Genomic DNA, 24,097 nt, shown 5'->3' on the forward strand with positions numbered 1-24,097 from the left:
CGCCGCCAAAACGGCCACCGCAGCGTGTTCACTCACAGGGTCTGACGCCCTTTTGCCACGCCTGTGGCCTTTTTACATCAATTTGCGGCGCCGTGTCACCTCGATTCCAAGGTCCGTGATCTTCTTGCGCAGAGTATTCCGGTTGATGCCCAGAAGATCGGCGCATTTCGCCTGGTTTCCACCGGTGGCATCAAGCGCGATTTCGATCAGCGGCAGTTCGATTTCCCGCAGGATGCGCTGGTACAGCCCGGGCGGTGGCAGGGTGCCGCCGTGCAGGTCGAAATAGCGTTGCAGGTGGCGCGCGACCGAGGCCGAGAGCTTTTCGCCCTCCACCGCCTGCGGCAGCACGCCGCCCGAGGGGGCGCCCAGGGTGGCCTCGACCTCGGTGCGCGAAATCTCTTCCTCGGCCCCAGTCACCATCAACCGTTGGACGGTGTTTTCCAACTGCCGCACATTGCCGGGCCAGGGATAGGTGCGCAGCACCTCGGCGGCAGCGTCGGACAGGCGACGCGGGGACAGCCCGTCGCGCTCGGCCCGGGTCAGGAAATGTTCGGCCAGTGACGGGATGTCTTCCAGCCGTTCGCGCAGGGAAGGGACCGGAATCGTCACCCCGCCCAGGCGATAGAACAGATCCTGGCGGAAATCGCCCTGGTCTATCTTCTTCTGCATGTCGAGCTGCGAGGTTGACAGGATGCGCGGCGCCGGGTCGGTGAGACTGTCGAGCATGCGCGTGACCCGAGCCTGCGCATCCTCATCCAGGTCGCCCACCTCGTCGAACAGGATCGTGCCCTGGCCCGCGCGCGACAGCACCTGGGCCGGGCCGTCGATCGGTCCCAGATCATCCGGCGTCACCACCACGAAGGGCAGGTTGCGCCGATCGGAAAAGTCGTGAATGGCGCGGGCGATCAGGCTCTTTCCGGTGCCGCTTTCGCCGGTGATCATCACAGGCAGCTCCGTATTCATCACCCGCGCCACCAGCTTGTAGAGCGCCTGCATCGCCGGTGTGCGCCCGACCAGCGGCAGGTCGTCCCCGCCCTCGGCCGCATCGCGCGGCGCGGTTGGACGCATGCGTTTGCGCTCCAGTGCCTTCGAGGCGCGTTTCATCAGGTCTGGCAGGTCGAAGGGTTTGGGCAGGTAGTCGAACGCCTCGGCCTCGGCCGCCTGGATCGCGGTCATGATCGTGTTTTGCGCCGAGATCACGATCACCGGCAGGTCCGGTCGCGTCTGGGAGATTTCCGGCAGCGCCTCCAGCCCGTTTCCGTCCGGCATCACCACGTCCGAGATCACAAGATCCCCGCGCCCTTCCTCGACCCAGCGTTTCAGCGTAACCAGAGAACTGGTCGCGTGCACCCGGCAGCCTGCACGGGTCAGCGCCTGGGTCAGAACGGTGCGGATGGTGCGGTCGTCGTCGGCGACAAGTACGGTGCCGTCCATGGGTCAGTCTCCTTGGGGTTCAGGCGTGGCGAGATCGGCAGTGGCGTCACGGGGCGCCACTGGCAGGGATATTCGGAAAACGGTACGCCCCGGCACACTGTCCAGCGTGATCCAGCCATCATGGTCATTGATGATCTTCGACACCAGGGCCAGGCCCAGCCCGGTGCCGTTTTCACGCCCTGACACGAAAGGGTCGAAGACCTGGGCGGCGATGCCGGGCGGGATGCCGGGACCGTCGTCGATGATCTCGACCTGCAGGGGCAGAGAATTGCCGGTGCCGTCCTTGCGGCGCAGGCGCAGCGCGTGGTCATAGAAGGTGTGAATTGTAATGGTGCCGCCCTTGGGGTTGGCCTCGGCCGCGTTTTTCAGCAGGTTCAGAAAGACCTGCATCAACTGGTCGCCATCCACGAAGGTCGGCGGAAGCGAGGGGTCGAACTGTTCCACGATGGCCATATGTGCGCCATAGCTGACCCGCGCGGACTTCTGGGCCCGGTCCAACAGGTCATGTATGTTCACCACCCGCCGGGCGGGTGGGCGCAGGTTGCCGAACTGCTCGACCTGGTCCAGAAGTGCCACGATACGGCGGCTTTCGGCGACGATGAGGTCGGTCAGCTCCTGATCTTCGGGCGACAGCCCCATCGACAGAAGCTGTGCAGCTCCGGTAATGCCCGCCAGCGGATTCTTGATCTCATGGGCCAGCATCTCGGCCATGCCGATCGCGGAGGCGGCAGCGGATTTCACCCCGTGAGCTCGCCCCAGACGGTCGGCAATCTGGCGGGGTTGCAACAGCATCAGCACCTGGTCGGTGCCCGCCAGCGGGGCAATCTGCACATTGCATTCCACCGGCGCTGTCTGTCCCGACCCCACGTCCACAGTGTTGATGAACAGCGCCCCCTGGTTGGCGCGCACCCGGGCAAAGGCATCGTCCAGCGCCGCGTCGATATGCAGCCGGTCGAAGACGGGTTTCGCCATCAGGCTTTTGGCCGAGGCGTTCAGGAACAGCTCGGCCGCCGTATTCACCTGGGCAATGCTGTCATCCGCGTCGATCAGGATTGCCGGCACCGGAAGCGAGGACCAGAGCGTGTCGCTTTCCATCACGCGGCCTCCTGCTGGCGGAGCGCCTCGGGCAGCAGCGCCAGGACGCGGGCCGGATCGCGGGAGGACAGCACCTCGCGGCGCAGATCGGGCGGGGTGCCGGTCGCGTCCATGTACCATCCCAGATGCTTGCGAATGACCCGCGCGCCCAGAGCCGGGCCGTAGAAATCGAGGCTGGCCTCATAGTGCCGCGAGACCATGTCGATCAGCTCGGACCCGGAGGGGATCGCGGGCATCGGTCTGCCATGCAAATGATGCGCCACTTCCGCCAGCAGCCAGGGCCGCCCCCCTGCCCCGCGTCCGATCATCACCCCGTCCGCGCCCGAGGCCTCCAAAGCGGCGCGGGCGGTGGCGGGGCTGGTAATGTCGCCGTTCGCGATGACCGGGATCGAGACCGCGTCCTTCACCGCGCGAATGGCGGCCCAGTTGGCATGCCCCTTGTAGAACTGGCAGCGCGTGCGCCCGTGGATGGTGATCATCCGGATGCCCGCCGCCTCGGCCTGCCGCGCCAGATCGGGCGCGTTCATCAGGCTGTCGTCCCAACCCAGTCGCGTTTTCAGCGAGACGGGGATCGACACCGCGCCGACAATCGCCTCGATCAGCTCCAGCGCCAGCGGCAGGTCGCGCAGAAGCGCCGAGCCCGACATGCCGCCCACCACCTTGCGGGCAGGGCAGCCCATATTGATGTCGATGAGCCTGGCGCCGTTTGCCTCGACCATGCGCGCGGCCTCCCCGGCCCAATGCACGTCGCGCGCGGCCAGCTGCACCGCCGTGTTGTGCTCGCCAAAGCCCAGTTCGGCCCGTTCACGCACCCCCGGCTTGGCCTGTACCATTTCCTGGCTGGCCACCATTTCCGACACCACCAGCCCCGCGCCGAACCCGGCCACAAGCTGGCGAAACGGCAGATCGCTGATCCCGGCCATCGGGGCCAGGATCACGGGAGGGTCCAGAGTGACTGCGCCGAGCGAAATCGACATGCCTATTCCTTGTGCAACTGCCCCGATAGTGGCCAGCCCGATGGAAGGTCACAATTTTTTCTGAGGTGAAATGACTGATAATTCATCAATTGCATATTTTTTACGCAACTTCCAGCAATGACGGGCAGGCATTGTCCTTGAATTCGGCAATGCGTAAACAGGGCGCATGACAACAGCAGCCTTGATCGTCGCCGCCGGACGCGGCACCCGCGCCGGGGGCGAGATGCCCAAGCAATGGCAGACCGTGGCCGGGCGGATGATGGCCGAACACACGGTGGCGCGGTTTGCCGATCACGCCGAGGTCGGGCCGATCGTGCTGGTGCTGCATCCCGATGACATGGCCATGGCCGCGCATTTTCCCGGCGTTACCTGCGTGCCCGGCGGCGCCACGCGCGACGCAAGCGTTTCGCAAGGGCTGGATGCGCTGTCCGAAACGCCCGTAGATCGCGTGCTCATCCACGACGTCGCGCGCCCCTGCGTCAGCGACAGGATCATCTCCGATGTCATCGCCGCGCTTGAGACCTCCTCCGGCGCCGCCCCTGCGCTGGCCGTCACGGACGCGCTCTGGCGTGGCGAGCGCGGGCAGGTCAGCGGCACCCGGGACCGTGCGGGGCTCTACCGTGCCCAGACCCCGCAGGGTTTCCGCTTTGCCGAGATCCTCGCCGCCCATCGCGCCCATCCGGGTGGGGCCGCGGACGATGTCGAGGTTGCCCGTGCCGCGGGTCTTTCCGTCGCCATCACCGAAGGCGACGAACGCAACATCAAGATCACCACGCCCGGCGATTTCGCCCGGGCCGAGAAACTGCTGCGAGGACAGATGGATATCCGCACCGGACAAGGTTACGACGTGCACGCGTTCGAGGAGGGCGATCATGTCATCCTCTGTGGCGTCAGAATCCCCCACACCAGAAAGCTGAAGGGCCATTCGGACGCCGACGTGGGCATGCATGCGCTTACCGACGCGATCTACGGCGCGCTCGCGGATGGCGATATCGGCCAGCATTTCCCGCCCTCGGACATGAAGTGGAAAGGGGCGGAAAGCGACATCTTCCTGCGCCACGCCGTGTCGCGCGCCACCGAACGCGGCTTTGCCATCGCCAATGTCGACGTGACCCTGATCTGCGAGCGCCCCAAGATCGGGCCGCATGCACCGGCCATGCGGGACGCGCTGGCGGGCATCATGGGTATCGGGGTGGACCGTATCTCGGTGAAAGCCACCACATCCGAACGGCTGGGCTTTACCGGCCGCGAGGAAGGTATCGCGGCCATGGCCGTCGCAACGCTGATCAAGGGCTGAGGGGGCATGACATGAACCACGCGACCGCGAAACTGATTGCCACATTTTTCTACGCGGGCCTGATGAAACCGGCGCCGGGCACCTGGGGCAGCCTCGCCGCCCTGCCCGTGGCCTGGGTGCTGCACCAGATCGGCGGGCCGCTGGCGCTGACCATTGCCACCATCGTCGCCTACATGGCCGGGCTCTATGCCACCCGAGCCTATACGGCGGGCAGCGACAACCATGATCCGGGCGAGGTTGTCATCGACGAGGTGGTCGGCATGTGGATCGCGCTTCTGCCGGTCAGCTTCGGCGCGCGCATGATGGGGGTGGATATCCTGGCGCTCTACCCGGGCTGGATCGTCGCCTTCCTGGCCTTCCGCCTGTTCGACATCACCAAGCCCGGCCCGATCGGCGCCGCCGACCGGCGCGGGGACGCGGCGGGTGTCATGCTGGACGATGTCTATGCGGGCTTTGCCGCCGGATTCACCGTTATCGTGCTGGCCTATGCGGCGCACGGGCTGCTGGGGGCCTGAGGTGAGCGTCGCGGAACTGCTGAACCTCTGCCGCGCCAAGGGGCTGCGCATTGCAACCGCCGAAAGCTGCACCGGTGGGATGGTTGGCGCGCGTCTCACCGATCTGGCCGGCAGCTCGGATGTGATGGAGTGCGGTTTCATCACCTATTCCAACGCCGCCAAGGTGGAAATGCTGGGGGTTGCCGTTGGTACTCTGGCCGCCCATGGCGCGGTCAGCGAAGAGGTCGCCGCCGAGATGGCACGTGGCGCCGTGACCCGGTCGCTTGCCGACATCGCCGTGTCGATCACCGGGATCGCCGGGCCCGGCGGGTCCGAGCACAAACCCGAGGGACGTGTCTGTTTCGCCATCACCCGCGACAGATGGATGCGCACCGAAACCGTGGAATTCGGCGGCCCGGGCCGCGCGATCGTGCGGGACGCTGCCGCCGAACACGCCATCACCTTGCTGAAAGAAGCGGCAGGGCGCTAACCACGCTCTGCCCATTTGCCTGCCAGAACGGCAAAAAGGCGCTCAAAAAGCGGGCAGTTTGAGAAACGCCCGCAAATTCCCCACGAAATACGACCCCTCAGCTTTCTTTTGCGCATTCCTTCGCCAGAAAGGCTTTCAACCTGATCTCAAGGAAATTCGGAGGGGAAAAATGAACGGAGCGGATACCGCCTGGATCATCACCGCAACCGCGCTGGTCCTGTTCATGTCGCTGCCTGGTCTGGCGCTGTTCTACGGCGGGCTGGTGCGCGCGCGCAATGTGCTGAGCGTCTTCATGCATGTCTATGCCATCGCCTGCCTGATGAGCGTGATCTGGCTCGCCTTCGGATATTCGATCGCCTTCGGGCCCGGAGAAACCGGGGTCTGGGGCGGGCTGGGCAAATCCTTCCTGACGGGCGTGGATGCCGACAGCCTGTCGGGCACCCTGCCCGAGGTCCTGTTCTTCGCCTTCCAGATGACCTTCGCCATCATCACCCCCGCGCTGATCGTCGGGGCCTATGTGGAACGCATCGGCTTCGGCTTCGTGCTGCTGTTCTCGTCGCTGTGGATGCTGCTGGTCTACGCGCCGGTCGTGCACTGGATCTGGGGCGGTGGCATGCTGTCCGACGGTGGCATCTTCGGCGAAACCGGCGTGATCGACTTTGCCGGTGGCATTGTCGTGCATGAGACCGCGGCGATTGCTTCGCTGATGATCGCGATCTTCCTGGGTCCGCGCAGAAACCGCACCACCCCGCCGCATTCGCCCGGCTTCGTCATGATCGGCGCCGCGATGCTCTGGGTCGGCTGGTTCGGCTTCAACGGGGGCTCGGCGCTGGCGGCGGATGGCTCGGCCGCCATGGCGATCACCGTCACGCATATCTCGGCCGCGACCGCCTCGCTGACCTGGGCATTGTGGGAGAAGATCAAATACGGCAAGGCCTCGCTGGTCGGCCTGGTGACAGGCACCATTGCCGGCCTGGCCTCGATCACCCCGGCGGCAGGCGTCACCGGCCCCATCGAAGCGCTGATCATCGGCGCAGTGGCCGGCATCCTCTGCCAGGAGGCGGTGAACGTGATACGCAACAAGCTCAAGATCGACGACACGCTGGACGTTTTCGCGGTACATGGTGTCGGCGGCATCTTCGGCGCGCTCATGATCGCGGTGTTCGGCTACGGCAGCTTTGTCGCCCAAGCCGGGTCGCTGGTGATCGTCGGGGCCTTTACCGTGACCGTCAGCTTCGTGCTGATCAAGCTGGTTGGCCTTGTGACGCCGCTGCGCGTCGATCCGGAAACCGAAACCAACGGTCTGGACCTCTCGGTTCACGGCGAACGCGCCTACGACTTCACGTCGTAACCACTCACGCAAAACGCAGGAGGAAGGCGGGGTCTGGGCCCCGCCTTTTTCTATTGGGAGCGCAGCGGCGATGCTCCGGCTATCGGGTCAAAGCCCCAAGGTCCGGTCCCGCCTCGATCCCCTGCCACAGTTTATCCGCTGGCGTGCCCAACAGGGCGCGGGCCTTGGTCAGCAGTTTCTCCTGCCTCAACGCCAGCGCCATCGGCGCATCGAGGTCGAACTCCGCCTCCTGCCCGTTCACGCGCACCCTTGCCGCGGTTTCCCGGATCGCCTCGTCCGCTTCCACCCGCACCCTGGCCGCCAGCGTCACCAGAGCCGGATCCCGCGCCACGGCGTCCGAAAAGCTCTGCAGGGCGCCGGTGGGCACGCCCGACAGCGCCATCGCCGCCACATGGGCGTAGGAAAATTTTACCTCCAGCCCCGTTGCGGGCGCCGGGATATTGCAAACCGACAGCCAGCGCGGATGGGTGGCGACCACGACCTCGTCTACCGAATTCGCAGGCGGCAGGGTCGCCAGCGCCTCCAGCATCGCATGGGTGCCATGGCAGCAGGCGTGAAACTTGTGGCTGATCGACAGGATCCACCAGTCCTCGTTCATCCCGTCGAAGGCGGACAGGTTGCCCTCCCCGGCATGGGTTGGACCGAAACCCTGCGCCCCGTCCAGCCCCGCCGGATTGGACTGGAACCCGGCGCGGGCCAGTTGGACCGCTTCCACCCCGGTCTGCGCGGCCAGGCCCGCGTGATAGGGTTTGCCCATCGTGCCGAACTGGCTTTTCAATCCGGCTGCCCGGGTCGAGGCAACGCCCAGCGCCTGAGCGGTCCGGTCCGGGTCCAGCCCCATGAGCCGCGCCGCCGCCACGGTGGCGCCGAAGGCCCCTGCGGTGGCGGTCTGGTGAAACCCGATCTGGTAATGCGACCGGCCCAGCCAGGTGCCAATGCGGATCGAGGCCTCGATCCCGACCAGGCAGGCATCCAGAAAGGCCTCGCCCGACGCCCCTTCGACCTGCGCCACGGCCAGGGCCGCCGGGATCACCGCCACCGAAGGGTGGCCGATATGGGCGAAATGCGTGTCGTCATAGTCGAGCGCATGGGAGCTGGCCCCGTTCACCAGTGCGGCCGCCCGGGGCGGCACCGTGGCCTCAGAGCCGAACAGCGACGCCGCCCCCTGCCCGCCTTCGGTCAGAACCATGTCGCGGGTAATCCGCGCAACGGGCTCCCCGGCACCGGCCCGGCCACATGCGGCCCAGTCCAGCAGGGACAGGCGCATCATGCGGCGTGCGTCCTCGGCGTGTTTCGGACGACAATGGGCAAAGGCCACCAATTGGTTCATCAATTCGCTCACAGCCGCATCTCCTCGGGCAGAATGTCTTCGCTGGGCCAGAAGCCCGTTTCCAGTGCACGGTCGTATCCCTGTGTCAGCCCCGCCGCCCGCATCGCCGCCACCGCGCCCGGCACATCATAGTCCAGCGCGTGAAACCGCGCACCGTCGGAGTGCAGGCTGACGTAACGCGTCTGGCGACGCCCGTCATGGGGTGGCATGCCGATGGCGCCTGCGTTGATCCAGTGAATGCCCGAGATGTCCCGTTCAAACGCCAGGCCGCAATGACCGGCGATCACCCCGTCCACGGGCCCGGCCGCGGCCTGGATCGCGGCCAGTTCCAGCGCGAATTCCGTGTGCGAACTGGTCGGCCAGAGAAATCGCGCGATATCCGTGAAACCACCGTGAATGACCGCGTAGCGCCGCCCCTCATGGGCGAAGACGGCCATGTCCGGCAGATCCTCCATCCAGACGCGCGCCGCCGCGTCATGGGCCCGATCCGCATGCGCATACCAGGCCCCCGACAAAAGATCGCAGGCCGAGCCCGGCCGGAACCCGCAACCGCAGTCCGCCGCCCCCATGGCCAGCTGCACCTCGACATTTCCCGCCACCACATGTGCCCCCTTGCGCCGGATCAGAGCCAGTGTTTCGGCCGGTTGCCCGCAGTAACCCGAGATATCTCCCGTGCAAATCAGATTGCCTTCGGGGACACCATGCCGCGCGGCCTCTCCCTGCAACGCCGCCAGAGCCTGCAGGTTCGACAGGGGCCCGCCGAAACACAGAATGTTGCCCGTCAGCGTGCCCAGATCGGCAATGCGCATGGCCTCCTCCCTTGAAAGCCCTCCGTCCGGGGCCCATAAGATAGCGCAAGCCACAGAAAGACAATGGAATTGGAAGGCAAAAATGGACGAGGCCTCGACGCTTCTTGATACCGGGTTCTGGATCACCTCCGGCGCGATAGCCGGGCTGTTGGTCTTGTCCGCCTTTTTCTCGGGCTCCGAGACCGCGCTGACCGCCGCCTCGCGCGGCAAGCTGCGCTCGCGCGCGGACAGGGGCGAGTTGAGCGCGCAGCGGGCGCTGGACATCACCGAGGATAACGAACGCCTGATCGGCTCGGTCCTGCTGGGCAACAATCTGGTGAACATTCTGGCGGCCTCGCTGGCCACCGCACTGTTCACGCGCCTGTTCGGCGACAGCGGCGTGGCGCTGGCGACGCTGGTGATGACGCTGTTGGTCCTGATCTTTGCCGAAGTGCTGCCCAAGACCTATGCGATCACCAACCCCGAGGTGGCAGCCGCGCGGGTCTCTGCCCCGATCAAACTGGTGATCCTGCTGCTGGCCCCGGTGGTTGCCACCGTGCGCAGCATTACCCGTCTGATGCTACGCCTGTTCGGGGTCAAGACCGACCCGGACAGCCATATCCTGGCCGTGCGCGAAGAAATCGCAGGTGCGATCAGCCTGGGCCATAGCGAGGGCGCGGTGGAAAAGGAAGACCGCGACCGCCTGCTCGGGGCGCTCGACCTTGGCGACCGCGTGGTCGAGGAGATCATGCTGCACCGGTCCGGGATCGAGATGATCGACGCGGGCCAGTCCGCCATCGAAGTGCTGGAACAGGCATTGGCCAGCCCGCACACCCGCCTGCCCGTCTTTCGCAACGAGCCCGAGAACATCGTCGGCGTGATCCATGCCAAGGATCTGAGCCGCGCCATGTATGCCGCCCAGGCCCAGGGCCGTGCGCTGGAGGAATTCGACGTGATGGAAGTGGCCAAGGAGCCGTATTTCATCCCCGAAACCACCACGCTGGACGACCAGATGCGCCAGTTCCTGCGCCGCCACACGCATTTTGCCCTGGTGGTTGACGAATACGGATCTCTGCAGGGGCTGATCACGCTCGAGGACATCCTGGAAGAGATCGTGGGCGAGATCACTGACGAGTTCGACACGGAAAGCGAGCCGGAACTGACCCGCGCCGACGACGGGCATTTTCTGGTTGATGGCGCAATGACCATTCGCGACCTCAACCGCATGACCGACTGGGGTCTGCCGGACGAGGAGGCCAACACGATTGCCGGTCTGGTCATTCACGAAGCGCAGATGATCCCGAACGAGGGGCAGGTGTTCTCGTTCCACGGCTTCCGCTTCCAGGTGGTGCGCCGGGAAGGCCACCGTATTGCCGAGCTGAAGATCAGCAAGCTTTAGGCGTAAAGAGATCCGCCTGGGGCCGCGCCCTGCATTTGCCCCAAGCGGCTGTATGTCTCCCGCGTGCCACCCGGCTGGAGTTTTCCGAACGCACCTCGCGTGAACCTGCTGTCAGCGCCCCTTGAACAGGGTTCCGAAAATCCCGCGCACGATGCGCCGGCCGGTGGTGCCCTTCAGCTCCTTGATCACCACATTGGCCATGGCCTCGCCAAAGCTTTCGGACTTGCGCGCGCGGCTCTTGCGGGTCGAACGCGACGAGGACCGGCCAACACGCGTGCCGGAATACCGGCGCCCGGCACGGTATTCACGCTCGGCTGTGCTCCCGGCTTCCTCCTCCGCCTTTTCCGCCTCCTCGGCCTGTCGCGCCGCATCGGCGGCGCGTCTGGTCAGCACCTCATAGGCGCTCTCGCGGTCGCGCAGCTCCTCGTACTTTCCGGCAATCGGAGAGGCGTTGATCAGTGTCTTGCGCTCTCCCGGATCGAGCGGCCCCAACTGCGACGACGGTGGGCGGATCAGGGTGCGTTCCACCACCCCGGGTGCCCCCTTGGCTTCCAAGGTTGACGTCACCGCCTCCCCCACCCCGACCTCGCGGATTGCGTCCTCGGTCTCGAAACGCGGGTTGTCGCGATAGGTCTCGGCGGCCTGGCGCAGCTCGCGTCGGTCCTTGGCGGTGAAGGCGCGAAGCGCGTGCTGGATACGGTTGCCGAGCTGGCTCAGGATGTCCTCGGGCACATCCGCCGGATTCTGGGTGCAGAAATAAACGCCCACGCCTTTGGACCGGATCAGGCGCGCCACCTGTTCCACCTTGTCCAGAAGCGCCTTGGGCGCGTCGTCGAACAAGAGGTGCGCCTCGTCGAAAAAGAACACCAGCCTGGGCTTGTCCGGGTCGCCGACCTCGGGCAGTTCCTCGAACAGTTCCGACAGCAGCCAGAGCAGGAAGGTGGCATAGAGCTTGGGCGAGCCCATCAGCTTGTCGGCAGCCAGGATCGAGATACGCCCGCGCCCGTCGGTATCCGTGCGCATGATGTCGCCGAGCTCCAGCGCCGGTTCTCCGAACAGTCTCGCGCCACCCTGGTTTTCCAGCACCAGCAGCGCCCGCTGGATCGCCCCGACTGAACTGGCCGAGACATTGCCATAGCGCAGGGACAGGTCCTTGCCGTTCTGGCCGACCCAGACCAGCAGCGCCTGAAGGTCCTTGAGGTCCAGCAGCGGCAGCCCCTGTTCGTCGGCCACGCGAAAGGCGATGTTCAGCACGCCTTCCTGCGCCTCGGTCAGCTCCAGCAACTGCGCCAGCAGAAGCGGGCCCATCTCGGACACGGTGGTGCGGATCGGGTGGCCCTGCTCGCCGTGGAGATCCCAGAACGTCACCGGGAAGGCCCGGTAGGCAAAGTCGTCAAAGCCGATCGTGCCCGCGCGTTTCATAAAGGCCTCGTGCAGCTTGAACCCGTCCGAACCCGCCGCGGCCAGGCCCGACAGGTCGCCCTTCACATCGGACAGAAAAACGGGCACGCCCTGGGCGGCGAAGCCTTCCGCCAGGATTTGCAGGGTAACAGTCTTGCCAGTGCCGGTGGCTCCGGCGATCAACCCGTGACGGTTGGCGTATTTCAGCAGAAGGCCTTGTTTCACCGCATAGTTTTCGTCACCGCCGCCTATGAAAATACGCCCGTCCATGTCGCTGCCCATGATCTTGCCCTTACCGCCTGAAAAAATATTGTGGGTTGAAGATACAAAATTAACCTTCCTGTGCTAGGGTTAATACATCCGGGCAGCGTTCTCTTTCGCCCGGATGACTTCCTCCCTGTCAGACTGGCCGCGCCCCCGGGCGCGGCTTTTTTCGGAAATGCGCAAAAACAACCAAAATGTGCAAAAACAACCAATTTGCCCTGTTGACCGTTGCGAACAAACGTCATAGCGTTCCCTCACAAATAAGCCGGCCAGTCCGGCAGGGAGTGAAAAATCAGGAAAAGGGCCCTTTCTCGGGGCCCTTTTTCTTTGGTTGTTCCGGCAAATAAGCGCTTCGGCGAAAACCTGAACCACGGAGTTTGCTCTAAACGCCCACAGCATTGACAGGTTTCACGGGGTTTCCACTCAATCCTGTCTCAGGCTTGAGTGGAAACGCTTCAGCCCCCCTATGGGCAGGCGTCGGTACGTCAACCGCAGGGCACAAAGCCCGCGCAGACCGGCAAGCCCGCCGGGCTGCGCGGGGGTGTTTCAGGCTGACTGCTGTCCGGGCGCTTCAGCTCAGGATCATCTCGGCCCGACGGGTGGCGATGACCAATCCGCGCCCGGCGCGGGCGGCGGCCCAGACCCGGTCCTGGGGCATGTCCTCATCGACATCGCCGGCCAGCCACGCCTCGTCCCGCGTGGCGCGCCAGGCCAGGCGGCAGGCCCGTCCGCAGCCCGCCACGTCAGCGGCGCCGGTGATCTCGAATTCCTCGTCCAGCGTATCGCCAGCGGCCCCGATGGCCGCAGCCAGACGGGTCAAAAGGGCATGGCCCTGCAAACAGGCCCCCCCCGTGATCGGACAGGTTGTGCAGATAATCGTTTCGTCTTTCCGGTTCATGTCGCCCTCCGCGCGTCTCAATGGGGGTGCCGGGCGGATCGGAACATCCACGCCGGGGCACCCCGCCCGGGTTTCTTTCAGGGTGATGGCAGGTCTCCTGACTTGCGGGTCATAGCGTGTCCGGCCCTTCCCGACCCTCGGCGCGAAAGCGTCAGGTCAGTGGTCATGCCGGGGAGCTCGCCGCCTACAGTTGCGGGGGCAGTCGCGGACTTGGCACCGTTGATCCGATCGCGGGCGCCGCACCGTGTTCCCTGACCGTCCAGCGCCTTGCGCCACCGAACGGAACCATCACCGCATCGCTATCATGCACCGATCCGTAACGCACGCATGTTTGCGTCAGGTTCCGGGCGGAACGCGCCATTGGCGACATCGGTCGGCTGGATTCCCCCATGACGCAATCCGGGCCCCTTTTGCGCCTGACAGCATGCTCCGGCCATGATAAGCATCCGCCCGAACAGGTTCATGAAAAACACAGGACATTGGACATGAAGGCAGATTTGTTGAAACCGCTGACCCTTGCCGTACTGGTCGCGCTGAGCACCGTCCCGGCCGCCCAGGCACAGGAAAACGGAGAGGCCGGCACCGCCGATGCCACATCCGGGCTGGACATGGGCAGCGACGTCACCGCCGAACGCCAGCCGGGCCAGGTCTATGTTGCGGAGGTCCATGGCGATTGGGAGCGCCGCTGCGCCTTCAACCCGAATGGCGAAGACCCCTGCCAGATGTATCAGCTTCTGAAAGACAGCGACGGCACTCCGGTGGCGGAATTCAACCTGATGCGCCTGCAAGAGGGCGCCCAGGCCGCCGCCGTCGGAACCTTCGTGGCGCCGCTTGAGACCCTGCTGACCGAACGGCTGACCCTGTCGGTGGACGGTGGGAGCGGCAAACAATACGCCTTCCGCCTCTGCACCGCACAGGGCTGCGTCGTGCAACTGGGCCTGACCGATGACGAAATCCATCAGATGAAGGCCGGCAATGTTGCCACGGCATCGATCGTGCCTGCGATTGCACCGGATCAGCGGGTGAACCTGTCGCTGTCGCTCACCGGGTTCACTGCCGCCTATGACGCATTGACCGTTCCGGCCGCGCCGCAGCAATAGACCGGGCACAAAGCCTGAACCTGCGAACGCCGCCCCGATGGGCGGCGTTTTGCGTTGCAGGCGGAGAGAGCAGCGGGGTCACGCCGCCTTGCGCAGGGCCAGCACCGCGTTGAGCCCGCCAAAGGCAAAAGCATTGGACAATACCGCTTTGCACTCAGCCTCGCGCGCCACGTTCGGCACGACGTCCAGCGCACACTCCGGGTCCGGCTCCTCATAGCCGATCGTGGGGGCGATCACCCCCTCGCGCAGAGCCATGATACAGGCCAGAAGCTCCACCGCGCCGGTGCCGCCGATCAGGTGGCCGTGCATCGACTTGGTCGAGCTGATCATCAGGTCGTCGGCATGGTGTCCGAAGGCATCGGCCACCGCTGCGCATTCGGTCTTGTCATTGGCCGCCGTGCCGGTGCCATGCGCGTTGACATAGCAAATATCCTCGGCGTTCAGCGCGCCGTCCTGCATCGCCCCCCTGATCGCCCGCGCCGCCCCCTGTTTCGAGGGCATGACGATGTCGGAGGCATCCGAGCTCATCGCGAAACCGACAACCTCGGCCAGAATCTCGGCCCCGCGCTTGCGGGCGTGTTCATACTCCTCGAAAACGAAGATCGCCGCGCCCTCGCCCTGGACCATGCCATTGCGATTGGCGGAAAACGGCCGGCAGGCGTCCTTTGACATGACGCGCAGCCCTTCCCAGGCCTTGATCCCGCCGAAACACAGCATCGCCTCGGACCCGCCAGTGATCATCACATCGGCGCCACCATGGCGGATCATCTGCATCGCCTGGCCCATCGCGTGGTTCGAACTGGCACAGGCGGTTGCAACGGTGAAGGACGGCCCCTTGAGGTTGTATTCCATCGACACATGGCTGGCGGCGGCGTTGTTCATCAGCTTGGGTACGACAAAGGGGTGCACCCGGTTCTTGCCGTCCTCGTAAACGGAACGGTAATTCTCATCAAGAGTGTTCATCCCGCCGCCGGAGGTGCCCAGCACCACACCCGAACGTGTGGCCAGATCACCGGAGAAGCTCAACCCCGCCTGCCCGATCGCCTCGCGCGCGGCCAGAAGGGTAAACTGGGTGAACCGGTCATAGAGCGCGATCTGCTGGCGGTTGAACTTGCCTTCCGCGTCATAGCCCTTGACCTGCCCGCCGATGCGGATCGACAGACGCTCGACGTCCCGGAACTCCAGCTCGGAAATGCCGCAGCGCCCCTCGCGCATGGCCTCCAGAGTCTCGGCGACATTGGCGCCAAGGGCATTGATCGTGCCCTGACCGGTAATGACGACGCGCCGCCCCCGGCAGGTCATGCGGCCTGCTCGGCAACCAGCCCTTCGACCGCCTTGATGATGGCGGCGACCGACGAGATGTCGAACTCCGACTCCGACGGGTCATTGGCATTGAAAGGCACCGAAATGTCGAAGGCTTCCTCAATGGCAAAAATGCTTTCGACCAGACCCAGGCTTTCGATGCCCAGATCTTCCAGCGTCTGATCTAGGCGGACATCTCCCGGCTCCAGAACGGCTTGTTCGGCGATGATGGCGACGACGCGATCCTTGATGGTCTCGGACATGATGGTTCCTTTCCGTCCTCCCGGAATTGAGAGGTGATTTAGTCCTTTTGCGTCATTTGTGAAACTGCTTTTTGAAGCTCGCGGATCGTGTCGGCCAGACGCGGCAGTCGACGCAGCTCGCGGTTGATCTTGAGCTGCGTGTCCATCTTGACCGCAGGGGTGCCCAGCACGGCGCGGCCCGCCGGGACATTTGTCATGATCCCCGCGCCCCCACCGGCAATCACATCATCCCCGACAAAGAGGTTGTCGCTGACCGCCACCCGGCCCGCCAGCACGACGCGGTTGCCGATCCGGGCCGATCCGGCCACGCCGGCCTGGCCGCAGACCAGGCAATCCTCGCCAAGCACGGCGTTGTGGCCGATCTGCACGAGGTTGTCGATCTTAGTGCCACGTCCGATCCGCGTAGCGCGGATGGTGCCCCGGTCGATGGTCGAGCCCGCGCCGAGCTCAACGTCATCGCCGATTTCGACCGCGCCCAGGGAATGCACGCGCTGCCACTGGCTGGACCCGGCCACCGCGTTGCCCGCGTGGTCCAGATCGCCGCGCAGTTCCTCGACCGCACTCTTGTCCCGGGTGGTGAAGGAGAAACCGTCGCCCCCCACCACGCAGTTCTGGTTGCCAATGAAACGGTGGCCGATCCGAACGCCCCGCGCGATGCACACACCGGCGTGCAGCAGGACATCGTCGCCGATCCACACGTCTTCGCCGATGCTGGTCTGCGTGTCGATCCGCGCGCGGGCGCCGATCCTTGCGCGCGGACCTATCACCACGAGGGGGCCGATGGCGGCGCCCTCTGCGATCTCGGCGGTGGGATCGATCACCGCAGAGGGGTGAATGCCCGGCGCGATTTCCGGCCCCTCGTCCATCATGCGGGTAAGCTCCGGCATGCCCGCCTTGCCCCGCGGCAGCGTCACCGCGCCGTCCAGCCCCAGCGCCTGCCAGTCGGCGCCTTCCCACAACAGCGCAACGCGGGCGCCGCCCTCGGCGAAGGCATCGGCATATTTCGGGTCTATCGCGATGGCCAGTTGGTCGGCCCCGGCCTCGGCAGGTTCGGCCGTGCCGGTGATCTCGATCGAGCCATCGCCCAGAAGGTCCCCCCCAAGAGCAGCGGCAATCTCGGCAAGCGTATGGCGCATGACTGTCCTTTCCGCGTGGGGCACCGCGCCCCCCGCGACAGGATTAGCCCTGAACGGCGCGGAGCGCCACCCCTGCCCCGGCCAGAGCATTCCACAGTTTCGCATCGCGGCCGTAGACATCGCGGCGGTAGTTCGCGCGTCCCTTGGCGGGCATCACGGCGGTGCGGTAGACGATATGCACCGGCACGTGTTCCTCCAGGTCGATCTGCGTCTCGCGGCCGGTGTCCAGGGCGCGGTGGAACGTACCCCTGGGATCATCGGTCTGACGCGCCAGAAGGGCATAGCCGAATTCGAAGGGTTTCTGCAGGCGGACACAGCCATGGCTGAAGGCCCGCACCTCGCGGCCGAAGAGACTCTTTTCGGGCGTGTCGTGCAGGTAGATGTTGTGACGGTTCGGGAACATGAACTTGACCAGCCCCAGGGCGTTGGTGTTCGACGGGGGCTGTTTCATGTCGAAGGGGAAATTGCTGGCCGAATACTGGGTGAAATCCACGGCCGAGCGATCAACCAACTGGCCACGCACATCAATGATGCGCATGTGGCCGGCGGCCTGGGGATTGCGCTGCAAAGCGGGCAGGTATTCCTTGACGGCGATCGAGCGGGGCACATTCCACGTCGGATTGACGATCATATGCTCCATCTCGTCCGAAAACTCGGGGCTGCGGGTGTCGCTGCGGTTCTTGCCGATGACCGAGCGGGTTTCGAACGTCACCTTGCCGTCATCAATGATCCTGGTGGTGAAATCGGTCAGGTTGACCCAGATATGACGCGCGCCACGGTCGATGTTCATCCAGCGCTCACGCTCCATCGTCACGATGACCGATTTAAGTCGGTCGCCGACCGGACGGTTGATTTCCTTCATCGTGTCCTCACCGGCGACGCCGTCGGGTTCCAGCCCGTGGTCGATCTGAAACAGCTGCACCGCGCGTTGCAGGTCGGCGTCATAGCTGCGCGTGGCCGAGCGGCGCAGGTAGCCCATGCGCACCAGACGGTTGCGCAGCGCCACGACGGCGTCCCCCGAGGCACCGGGCTTGACCGACCGGGCCGAAACGGTGTCCCCCCAGCCGCCCTGGGCCAGGAGATTTTCCAGCCGCAGCTTTTCCTTCATCAGCCGCGCATATTCTGGCGCTGTCGGCGCCAGCGACTTCAGAAAACCCGACGGTGAATTTTGCGCAAACCCGGCCAGCAGCGCCTTGCGGTTGCGCAGCGGCACGTCGCGAAAGATATCGCGAGCGACCTGTTTCGGCGCCACCACACCCGACTGCACGTGGCGCGCATAGAGCAGGAACAGCCGGCTCATCTCGACTTCGATCCTGCCCAGTTCGCGGGTCGACCCGACCCGGCGCAGGTTGGTTTTCAGAAGCTCCGTATCATAGGCCGCGACCGGCAGACCGTGGTCCCCGGCCCTTGCCAACGTCTTCAAAAGCGCGGCGCGGCGTTGCTTGTGGCGATTGCCGGTTCCGGTCCAGATCTGCTGATAGCCATTTTCGCGGTAGAAAGCGGCGATATCCTCGTCCATCGCGGCGGCCTCGGCCACGGCCTGGGCAAAGGCGGGCACGGCGCTCTGCGCCCGGGCAGGTGCGGAAACCAGAACGGACAGCGAAAACAGGGCCAGAACGGCCAGCAGATTGAACATGAACGGGGCGCGAAGGCGCGGGCGCGAAATCGTCATCGTTTTCCTCGGTCTATTCTCGGCCACGGGTCAGGAGGAGCCACGGGTTACGAGCTGCAATTCAGGAATAACTGACATAATGTCGCGGAAGAGTTAACGGAGTCCATTCATAAAACCTTGCACCATCCGGAAATCCCGACCTTGTCCTTTTCGGGCCACGCCGGACGCGCGTTTTTGCCACATCATGGCTGTTTCAGCGAAATTTCGCCGATTCTTCTTGAATAACAGCCGATTGGATCAAGGGGGCTTGGCGGACGAATCGAACCATGGCATAAAGCCGCTGCACCTGGGGATGAGGTGATATTGGGGCTTTGCCGGAACCAAGCATGGTGAACGGGTCATGCGAAGAACGGCGGGCACAGGCAAGCGACGGGACGCGCTGAAACAGATGACGGAAAACAGCTCGACGGGCATGACGCGGCGCGCGCTACTTGGCGCATTCGCAGCGACCACGGTGGCAGCGGCACCGACTTTCTCCAAGGCAGCGGGCTTCCTGCGCGGCGGCGGCGACATCCGCCGCATTTCGATGTATTCGGGCCGCACCGGCGAAAGCGTCGACACGATCTACTGGATCGAGGGCAAATACATCAAGGAAGCCCTCAAGGAAATCAATTACTTCATGCGCGACTGGCGGCTGGACAAGTCGATCTCGATAGATACGCGCACGGTCGACATCATGGCCGCGGCCCATTCGCTGATGGACGTCAACGAACCCTATACGATGCTGTCGGGCTACCGTTCGCCACAGACCAATGCGATGCTGCGCTCGCGCTCGCGCGGGGTGGCCAGGAACTCGCTGCACATCAAGGGCCAGGCGGCCGACCTGCGCTTGAAGAACCGTTCGGTGAACCAGATGTACCGGGCCGCCACCTCCGTACGCGCCGGAGGGGTTGGCAAGTACTCCGGCTCGAATTTCGTGCATATGGATTCCGGCGTGGTGCGTACCTGGGGTCGCTGACCCGCCACCTCCGAACCCAATCAGGAACCCGGCCTTGGCCGGGTTTTTTTATGGCTGAAGGTAAAAATTTCAATTCAGCTTGGGAATTTCGCTGTCGGCCCGCAGACTGACAGGCATGGCTACGCGCAGACCCGTTGCGGATTATCTATGCGCCCATTGGCGGGGCGTCCTGCCCGTACGCGCCAGCCTCTGGGTCAACGTGGTCGGGTTGCGGGTGCTGCTCCTGGGGCTTGGGTGGACCCTTCTGCCCCGCCCCCTGCCCTCGATCCCCGTGCTTGCGCTCATCGGCGCGGACATTGCGGTATATCTCTGGCAGGCGGTCGGGTTGGTGCGACACGGCGATCAGCGGGCACGGAGTTTCGGGACCACCGGCCATGTCTGGGCCGGGCTTCTGGCTTTGCTGGTCGCGCTGTTCCTGTCGCTGTCGATCTGGTGGAGCCTGGTGCTGCACAGCCCCCTGTCGCCGCCCCGCCCCGACCCGCTGGCCGGGCGCACCCTGCCCGAGGAGACCGTGACCCTGACCCTCGCGGGTGCGCAGCTTCGGCTGACCGGCGTTCTTCCGATCGGCATCGCGGGCCGCGTCGCGGCAGCGCTGGAACGCCAGCCCGGCGTAACGACCCTGGTGCTGGACAGCCCGGGTGGGCAGATACAGGCGGCCCGTGGCCTTGCCGATCTGGTGCTTGCCGGTGGGCTCGGCACCCATGTTGAGGCCACCTGCAGTTCCGCCTGCACCCTGGTTTTCATGGCCGGGGCCCGGCGCACATTGGGAGAGGAAGGACGGCTGGGCTTTCACAGCTATGCGCTGCTGATCCCCTCGGGGCACCCGAATATGGATCCGGCGACCGAGATGCAGCGGGACCTGACCTATCTGGAAGCGCGCGGCATCGCGCCGGAGTTCCTGGCGAAGATCCCCCGCATTGCACCGGAGGACATGTGGTTTCCCAGCCGCCCGGAGCTGTTGGACGCCGGGGTTTTGACCGAATGACACGGCCATCCGGTTCGGGGCGCGGGCGAAGGGACCAAACGTGGGCGAAGTCTGATCGACCGGGCTTCCCCGCACAGCGAAGGGCGCCCCGGGGGGCGCCCTTCTTGCCTCAGCCAGTGCCGCCCTATTGGGCCGGCACGCCGCGCGGCTTGAGGCGGTCGGGTTCGTTGGCCTCCAGATACGCCTCCTGCTCGGTTGTCAGGTCGACCTCTTCATAGCCCGTGAGCATCGGTCGGACGTGATGGCGAAAACCCTGTCCCACGGTCAGCAAATACACGTGGACCACGACGAAACAGGCCACCACATAACCCGCCAGCACGTGGATGTTTGCCACCACGACGATCCAGACCCCGGCGCTTTCGCCACCTTCCCACAGGGTGTAGGTCAGGTAGAACAGGCCCGAGACCCAGATCACCGGGAAGATGACCCATTTCAGCCCGAAATAGGTCGCCGCCTGCAGCGGGTTGTGCTTGCGAAGGTAGAGTTTGCGATAGGGGTGTTTTTCACCCCTGAAAACCCCGAGCGCATAGAAACGCGCGGTTTCGATCATGCCCTCGATACGCGGGATGAACTGCTTCCAGGTGCCGGTGGTGAACAGCCAGAAAGTGGCGAAGATCCACAGCATCAGCAGCAAGCCTGCCGCCAGCGTGTGAAACACCACCGCCGGGCCGAAGGGCACCAGCCCCAGCTGGCCGTTCAGGCTGAACCCGGTCAGCAGGAGGATCACGATCAGCGCCATCTGCATCCAGTGCCACAGGCGTTCAAAGATCGGATAGACCTTGACGATACGTTTGGACATGGATCAGCCCTCCTTCGATTTGCGGCCAAGCACGCGCAGCAGGCCATGGCCGATGACACCCAGGAGCACCAGCGTCAGGATCGCTTTGCCAATGATCCCGGTCAGGCCGTTCGGATCGCTGCCCGGCAGGTAGATGCCGGCAAGATCGGCCATCCGGCCGTCCTCGGCATGGCATTCGGCGCATTCGACGGCATCTTCAGCCGGCGCGACCATATGGGTGATCGGCCAGTACATGTAGGTGTCGACGAAATCGAACTCGCCCGAGTATTCGGCGCCGGCGGCGGCCATGCCGGCCTCAATCGAGTTGCCCCAGTCGAAATTGGTCCAGAATGCCGTGTCCGTACCCGGCCCCCAGACATTCGAGTAGGTCAGGCGGTTCAGGTTCACGTCATAACCCTGACGCCCCTCCATGCGCTTGAAAGGCCAGATCCTGGACACACCGTCGCCGGCTTCGCCGCCGAGGCGGTTGATCTCGACCGTCCGGGTGGGATCGATGGTTTCGTCCCCCAACGTGTAGGTGATGGACCCGTTGAACCAGGCATAATGCGGCACGACGTCCTCGCCATATTCGAAATTGCCCTTGGTGGACATGTAGGTGTGCATCGCCTTGCCAGTCGAGCTGGTCCAGTTGTCCTCGCTGTAAGGTTTGCCCTCGGCATTCATCTGCCCGGCGGTCGACCAGTCCCAGAGCGTCTTGGTCGGCACGCCGCCGCGCGCGAACTCGGGGATGTGGCAGCTCTGACAGGCCAGCTTGTCGGTGTGGTCGTTGAGCTTCAGGTTGCGGATGAACACGGGCCCCGAGGCCACCTCCAGCGGGTGCGGCTGTTCGCTGTGGCAGCTTTCGCAGGTAGCAGTGACGCGGTGGGCGCCGGGTTCCTGCGCCTCTTCCGGGATCGACATGTCCACGTCATAGCGCGACCCGGCCCAGTTGTGGTCCTCTTCAACATGGCAGGTCGAGCAGGTGAAGTTTTCGCCTTCGGGCGACATGTGCACGTCCACCTCCTCGCTGGGCGCATAGAGCACCGAGCTGAGGTCGCCGTGTTTCACATTGTCGCCGCCGCCACCGTAGAAGTGGCAGTTGCCGCAGTTGTCGCGACCGGGCATGCCGACGCTCTGCGCCGCCTTGCTCAGGTCCACGGCCCAGGCTGGCGCGCCGGTAATGGTCTTGGTCCCCGGCTTTACCGGGTCCAGCGGCGGGTGCCCTGCCCCGGTCGCGGTCTTGGTGTACTGGCCGGACCGATCGTGGCAGACCAGACAGTCGGGCTGCACCTCCATCTCGGCCGGGGCCGTGGACATGTCGTCCCAGCCATAGCCCGCGTGGCACGAGGTACATCGCGGCTCGTTCGAGGCCACGTTGCCGCAAAAGGCGTTGATCACATTGGATTTGCCCAGAGTCTGGCCGGATGTGCTTTCGTAATCCCATTTGAAATGCAGCGAATGGGCCAGTTGGTCGTCCGCCTCGTTGTGGCAGGACAGGCAGGCTTCCGTCACCTCGGGGCCCGAGGCAAACGCGCGTTTCAGCGCCTCGAACTCGGCGTGGTCCGCGGTCGAGCTGACGGGAATGGGCGGCGGGGCGGCGGGCGGCCGGGGCGTATCCCCGGCGCTTTCGGCCCACGCGCCGGTGGTCGCCAAAGCCAGCGCCAATCCCACGGCCCGGGCGATGCCTGCGAAACGTTTCATGTGGCTATCTCCTCGCTACCCGGGGACGGCACGCGCCTCGGGTACTAATTTGCTTATTTGAGTTTTCAAATTTACGTGAGCAAAATCGAGGGCGCATAATGACGCATCTGCGATATTCCTTTTCCCGGCGCTCGGTTGCGCACGGGAGGCTGGCGCGCTAAATGCCTCCCCATGAAACCGTTTCTGATCCTGCAGCTGCGCCCCGAGACCGAAGCCTCCGATGACGAATTCCGGGCGATCCTGGCCAAGGGTGGCCTGTCCGAGGCCGAGACCCACCGCATCCGCCTAGACCAGCAGGAGCTGCCGGTCGGCCTGTCGCTGGACGATTACGCGGGCGTGATCGTGGGCGGGGGCCCCGGCTGCGTGTCCGATAACCCGGCCACAAAAGACCCGATCGAGGCCCGGATCGAGGCGGCGATCCTTTCCCTCATGCCCGAGATTACCACCCGCGATTTTCCCTTCATGGGCTGTTGCTATGGCATCGGCATCCTGGGCCATCACCTTCAGCCGGGCAGCGTGAACAAGGACAAATATGGTGAACTGGTCAGCGCCACCAATTGCCAGTTGACCAAGGAAGGCCGGGCCGACCCGGTTCTGGCGGGGATCGACACCCGTTTCCGCGCCTTCGTCGGCCACAAGGAGGCGATGCAGGCCCTGCCCCCCGGCGTCATTCACCTGGTCGAGGGCGAAAACTGCCCGTTTCAGATGATCCGTCACGGCCATAACGTTTATGCCACGCAGTTCCACCCGGAAGCGGACGGTGACGGGTTCGAAACCCGCATCCGCATCTACAAGGACAGGGGCTACTTCCCGCCCGAGGATGCCGAGAAGCTGATCGCCATGTGCCAGGCCGAGGAGGTGCACATGCCCGAGAAGATTCTCAGGAATTTCGTCGCGCGCTACCGCGACTTAGCTGCAAAAACCACCCCACGAATGCAAAAGGCCCGGAGTTCCCTCCGGGCCTTTCTCATTCCTTGATGCCGG

General features: G+C 64.8%; 22 protein-coding genes and 1 riboswitch. Of the genes, 9 read left to right on the forward strand and 13 right to left on the reverse strand.

Annotated features, from left to right (window positions below):
• Nucleotides 1–72 precede the first annotated feature (72 nt).
• The 3 genes from Q1V43_RS11190 to dusB are packed head-to-tail and all read right to left on the reverse strand — an operon-like array spanning nucleotide 73 to nucleotide 3,506.
• Nucleotides 73–1,434 (reverse strand): response regulator, encoded by a 1,362-nt coding sequence (locus tag Q1V43_RS11190; protein ID WP_300517803.1) that lies wholly within the window; start codon nucleotides 1,432–1,434, stop codon nucleotides 73–75.
• A gap of 3 nt (nucleotides 1,435–1,437) precedes the next feature.
• Nucleotides 1,438–2,529 (reverse strand): ATP-binding protein, encoded by a 1,092-nt coding sequence (locus tag Q1V43_RS11195; RefSeq protein ID WP_300517805.1) that lies wholly within the window; start codon nucleotides 2,527–2,529, stop codon nucleotides 1,438–1,440.
• Nucleotides 2,529–3,506, reverse strand: a complete 978-nt coding sequence (dusB, locus tag Q1V43_RS11200; protein ID WP_300517807.1) for a tRNA dihydrouridine synthase DusB — start codon at nucleotides 3,504–3,506, stop codon at nucleotides 2,529–2,531. Before dusB ends, Q1V43_RS11195 begins: the two co-directional genes overlap by 1 nt.
• Nucleotides 3,507–3,672: 166 nt before the next feature.
• Between dusB and Q1V43_RS11205 the strand changes: the two genes are divergently transcribed.
• From Q1V43_RS11205 to Q1V43_RS11220, 4 genes are all read left to right on the forward strand, one after another.
• Nucleotides 3,673–4,803: a bifunctional 2-C-methyl-D-erythritol 4-phosphate cytidylyltransferase/2-C-methyl-D-erythritol 2,4-cyclodiphosphate synthase gene (locus tag Q1V43_RS11205; RefSeq protein WP_300517810.1), complete on the forward strand. Its 1,131-nt coding sequence runs from the start codon at nucleotides 3,673–3,675 to the stop codon at nucleotides 4,801–4,803.
• An 11-nt stretch (nucleotides 4,804–4,814) separates the two neighbouring features.
• Entirely contained in the window at nucleotides 4,815–5,318 is a 504-nt protein-coding gene (locus Q1V43_RS11210) for a phosphatidylglycerophosphatase A (protein WP_300517813.1), read from the forward strand.
• A gap of 1 nt (nucleotide 5,319) precedes the next feature.
• Complete coding sequence (locus Q1V43_RS11215) at nucleotides 5,320–5,787, forward strand: CinA family protein (protein ID WP_300517815.1); 468 nt, start codon at nucleotides 5,320–5,322, stop codon at nucleotides 5,785–5,787.
• A gap of 169 nt (nucleotides 5,788–5,956) precedes the next feature.
• A complete protein-coding gene (locus Q1V43_RS11220; protein WP_300517817.1) occupies nucleotides 5,957–7,138 on the forward strand; it encodes an ammonium transporter in 1,182 nt (393 codons plus the stop codon).
• Nucleotides 7,139–7,217: 79 nt separating this feature from the next.
• Here Q1V43_RS11220 and Q1V43_RS11225 read toward each other — a convergent pair whose 3' ends face one another.
• Nucleotides 7,218–8,480, reverse strand: coding sequence for an MmgE/PrpD family protein (locus Q1V43_RS11225; protein ID WP_300517820.1), 1,263 nt, complete (start codon nucleotides 8,478–8,480; stop codon nucleotides 7,218–7,220).
• A complete protein-coding gene (locus Q1V43_RS11230) occupies nucleotides 8,477–9,277 on the reverse strand; it encodes a metallophosphoesterase family protein (RefSeq protein WP_300517823.1) in 801 nt (266 codons plus the stop codon). Before Q1V43_RS11230 ends, Q1V43_RS11225 begins: the two co-directional genes overlap by 4 nt.
• An 82-nt stretch (nucleotides 9,278–9,359) precedes the next feature.
• Here Q1V43_RS11230 and Q1V43_RS11235 point away from each other — a divergent pair, with 82 nt between their 5' ends.
• On the forward strand, nucleotides 9,360–10,655 hold the full coding sequence (locus Q1V43_RS11235; protein WP_300517826.1) for an HlyC/CorC family transporter: 1,296 nt from the start codon (nucleotides 9,360–9,362) through the stop codon (nucleotides 10,653–10,655).
• 111 nt (nucleotides 10,656–10,766) lie between these two features.
• On the opposite strand, the gene Q1V43_RS11240 is transcribed toward Q1V43_RS11235, so the two are convergent.
• On the reverse strand, nucleotides 10,767–12,326 hold the full coding sequence (locus tag Q1V43_RS11240; protein ID WP_300517893.1) for a helicase HerA-like domain-containing protein: 1,560 nt from the start codon (nucleotides 12,324–12,326) through the stop codon (nucleotides 10,767–10,769).
• Nucleotides 12,327–12,891: 565 nt separating this feature from the next.
• Nucleotides 12,892–13,218: a hypothetical protein gene (locus Q1V43_RS11245; RefSeq protein ID WP_300517829.1), complete on the reverse strand. Its 327-nt coding sequence runs from the start codon at nucleotides 13,216–13,218 to the stop codon at nucleotides 12,892–12,894.
• 69 nt (nucleotides 13,219–13,287) lie between these two features.
• Nucleotides 13,288–13,523: riboswitch (cobalamin riboswitch) on the reverse strand.
• 180 nt (nucleotides 13,524–13,703) lie between these two features.
• Here Q1V43_RS11245 and Q1V43_RS11250 point away from each other — a divergent pair.
• A complete protein-coding gene (locus Q1V43_RS11250; protein WP_300517832.1) occupies nucleotides 13,704–14,318 on the forward strand; it encodes an invasion associated locus B family protein in 615 nt (204 codons plus the stop codon).
• Between the two features lie 78 nt (nucleotides 14,319–14,396).
• Here the strand turns inward: Q1V43_RS11250 and Q1V43_RS11255 are convergent, their stop codons facing one another.
• The 4 genes from Q1V43_RS11255 to Q1V43_RS11270 are packed head-to-tail and all read right to left on the reverse strand — an operon-like array spanning nucleotide 14,397 to nucleotide 18,655.
• On the reverse strand, nucleotides 14,397–15,620 hold the full coding sequence (locus Q1V43_RS11255) for a beta-ketoacyl-[acyl-carrier-protein] synthase family protein (protein WP_300517835.1): 1,224 nt from the start codon (nucleotides 15,618–15,620) through the stop codon (nucleotides 14,397–14,399).
• On the reverse strand, nucleotides 15,617–15,883 hold the full coding sequence (locus Q1V43_RS11260; RefSeq protein WP_300517838.1) for an acyl carrier protein: 267 nt from the start codon (nucleotides 15,881–15,883) through the stop codon (nucleotides 15,617–15,619). The genes Q1V43_RS11255 and Q1V43_RS11260 overlap by 4 nt, the downstream gene beginning before the upstream one ends.
• Nucleotides 15,884–15,921: 38 nt before the next feature.
• Entirely contained in the window at nucleotides 15,922–17,019 is a 1,098-nt protein-coding gene (locus tag Q1V43_RS11265) for a UDP-3-O-(3-hydroxymyristoyl)glucosamine N-acyltransferase (protein ID WP_300517841.1), read from the reverse strand.
• A gap of 43 nt (nucleotides 17,020–17,062) precedes the next feature.
• Nucleotides 17,063–18,655, reverse strand: coding sequence for a L,D-transpeptidase family protein (locus Q1V43_RS11270; protein ID WP_300517844.1), 1,593 nt, complete (start codon nucleotides 18,653–18,655; stop codon nucleotides 17,063–17,065).
• A gap of 424 nt (nucleotides 18,656–19,079) precedes the next feature.
• Here Q1V43_RS11270 and Q1V43_RS11275 point away from each other — a divergent pair, with 424 nt between their 5' ends.
• Together Q1V43_RS11275 and Q1V43_RS11280 are read left to right on the forward strand one after the other, a co-directional pair.
• Nucleotides 19,080–19,649: a DUF882 domain-containing protein gene (locus tag Q1V43_RS11275; RefSeq protein WP_300517895.1), complete on the forward strand. Its 570-nt coding sequence runs from the start codon at nucleotides 19,080–19,082 to the stop codon at nucleotides 19,647–19,649.
• A 115-nt stretch (nucleotides 19,650–19,764) separates the two neighbouring features.
• Complete coding sequence (locus tag Q1V43_RS11280; RefSeq protein WP_300517847.1) at nucleotides 19,765–20,634, forward strand: hypothetical protein; 870 nt, start codon at nucleotides 19,765–19,767, stop codon at nucleotides 20,632–20,634.
• Nucleotides 20,635–20,758: 124 nt separating this feature from the next.
• On the opposite strand, the gene Q1V43_RS11285 is transcribed toward Q1V43_RS11280, so the two are convergent.
• The gene (locus Q1V43_RS11285; protein ID WP_300517849.1) at nucleotides 20,759–21,433 is read right to left on the reverse strand and encodes a cytochrome b/b6 domain-containing protein; all 675 of its coding nucleotides are present in this window, start codon (nucleotides 21,431–21,433) and stop codon (nucleotides 20,759–20,761) included.
• A gap of 3 nt (nucleotides 21,434–21,436) precedes the next feature.
• Nucleotides 21,437–23,113, reverse strand: coding sequence for a tetrathionate reductase family octaheme c-type cytochrome (locus tag Q1V43_RS11290; protein ID WP_300517851.1), 1,677 nt, complete (start codon nucleotides 23,111–23,113; stop codon nucleotides 21,437–21,439).
• 171 nt (nucleotides 23,114–23,284) lie between these two features.
• On the opposite strand from Q1V43_RS11290, the gene Q1V43_RS11295 reads away from it, so the two are divergent.
• Nucleotides 23,285–24,091: a glutamine amidotransferase gene (locus Q1V43_RS11295; RefSeq protein ID WP_300517856.1), complete on the forward strand. Its 807-nt coding sequence runs from the start codon at nucleotides 23,285–23,287 to the stop codon at nucleotides 24,089–24,091.
• Nucleotides 24,092–24,097: the final 6 nt, after the last annotated feature.

Origin of the sequence: Aliiroseovarius sp., assembly GCF_030148435.1 — a bacterium.
In the GTDB taxonomy this organism is placed as follows: domain Bacteria; phylum Pseudomonadota; class Alphaproteobacteria; order Rhodobacterales; family Rhodobacteraceae; genus JASBTN01.

Coding starts and splice junctions, on each gene's coding strand:
- Q1V43_RS11210 (WP_300517813.1), top strand. CDS start 4,815: ATGAACCACGCGACCGCGAAACTGATTGCCACATTTTTCTACGCGGGC.
- Q1V43_RS11265 (WP_300517841.1), bottom strand. CDS start 17,019: ATGCGCCATACGCTTGCCGAGATTGCCGCTGCTCTTGGGGGGGACCTT.
- Q1V43_RS11260 (WP_300517838.1), bottom strand. CDS start 15,883: ATGTCCGAGACCATCAAGGATCGCGTCGTCGCCATCATCGCCGAACAA.
- dusB (WP_300517807.1), bottom strand. CDS start 3,506: ATGTCGATTTCGCTCGGCGCAGTCACTCTGGACCCTCCCGTGATCCTG.
- Q1V43_RS11190 (WP_300517803.1), bottom strand. CDS start 1,434: ATGGACGGCACCGTACTTGTCGCCGACGACGACCGCACCATCCGCACC.
- Q1V43_RS11250 (WP_300517832.1), top strand. CDS start 13,704: ATGAAGGCAGATTTGTTGAAACCGCTGACCCTTGCCGTACTGGTCGCG.
- Q1V43_RS11245 (WP_300517829.1), bottom strand. CDS start 13,218: ATGAACCGGAAAGACGAAACGATTATCTGCACAACCTGTCCGATCACG.
- Q1V43_RS11240 (WP_300517893.1), bottom strand. CDS start 12,326: ATGGACGGGCGTATTTTCATAGGCGGCGGTGACGAAAACTATGCGGTG.
- Q1V43_RS11235 (WP_300517826.1), top strand. CDS start 9,360: ATGGACGAGGCCTCGACGCTTCTTGATACCGGGTTCTGGATCACCTCC.
- Q1V43_RS11270 (WP_300517844.1), bottom strand. CDS start 18,655: ATGTTCAATCTGCTGGCCGTTCTGGCCCTGTTTTCGCTGTCCGTTCTG.
- Q1V43_RS11220 (WP_300517817.1), top strand. CDS start 5,957: ATGAACGGAGCGGATACCGCCTGGATCATCACCGCAACCGCGCTGGTC.
- Q1V43_RS11195 (WP_300517805.1), bottom strand. CDS start 2,529: ATGGAAAGCGACACGCTCTGGTCCTCGCTTCCGGTGCCGGCAATCCTG.
- Q1V43_RS11295 (WP_300517856.1), top strand. CDS start 23,285: ATGAAACCGTTTCTGATCCTGCAGCTGCGCCCCGAGACCGAAGCCTCC.
- Q1V43_RS11205 (WP_300517810.1), top strand. CDS start 3,673: ATGACAACAGCAGCCTTGATCGTCGCCGCCGGACGCGGCACCCGCGCC.
- Q1V43_RS11275 (WP_300517895.1), top strand. CDS start 19,080: ATGACGGAAAACAGCTCGACGGGCATGACGCGGCGCGCGCTACTTGGC.
- Q1V43_RS11230 (WP_300517823.1), bottom strand. CDS start 9,277: ATGCGCATTGCCGATCTGGGCACGCTGACGGGCAACATTCTGTGTTTC.
- Q1V43_RS11280 (WP_300517847.1), top strand. CDS start 19,765: ATGGCTACGCGCAGACCCGTTGCGGATTATCTATGCGCCCATTGGCGG.
- Q1V43_RS11255 (WP_300517835.1), bottom strand. CDS start 15,620: ATGACCTGCCGGGGGCGGCGCGTCGTCATTACCGGTCAGGGCACGATC.
- Q1V43_RS11285 (WP_300517849.1), bottom strand. CDS start 21,433: ATGTCCAAACGTATCGTCAAGGTCTATCCGATCTTTGAACGCCTGTGG.
- Q1V43_RS11290 (WP_300517851.1), bottom strand. CDS start 23,113: ATGAAACGTTTCGCAGGCATCGCCCGGGCCGTGGGATTGGCGCTGGCT.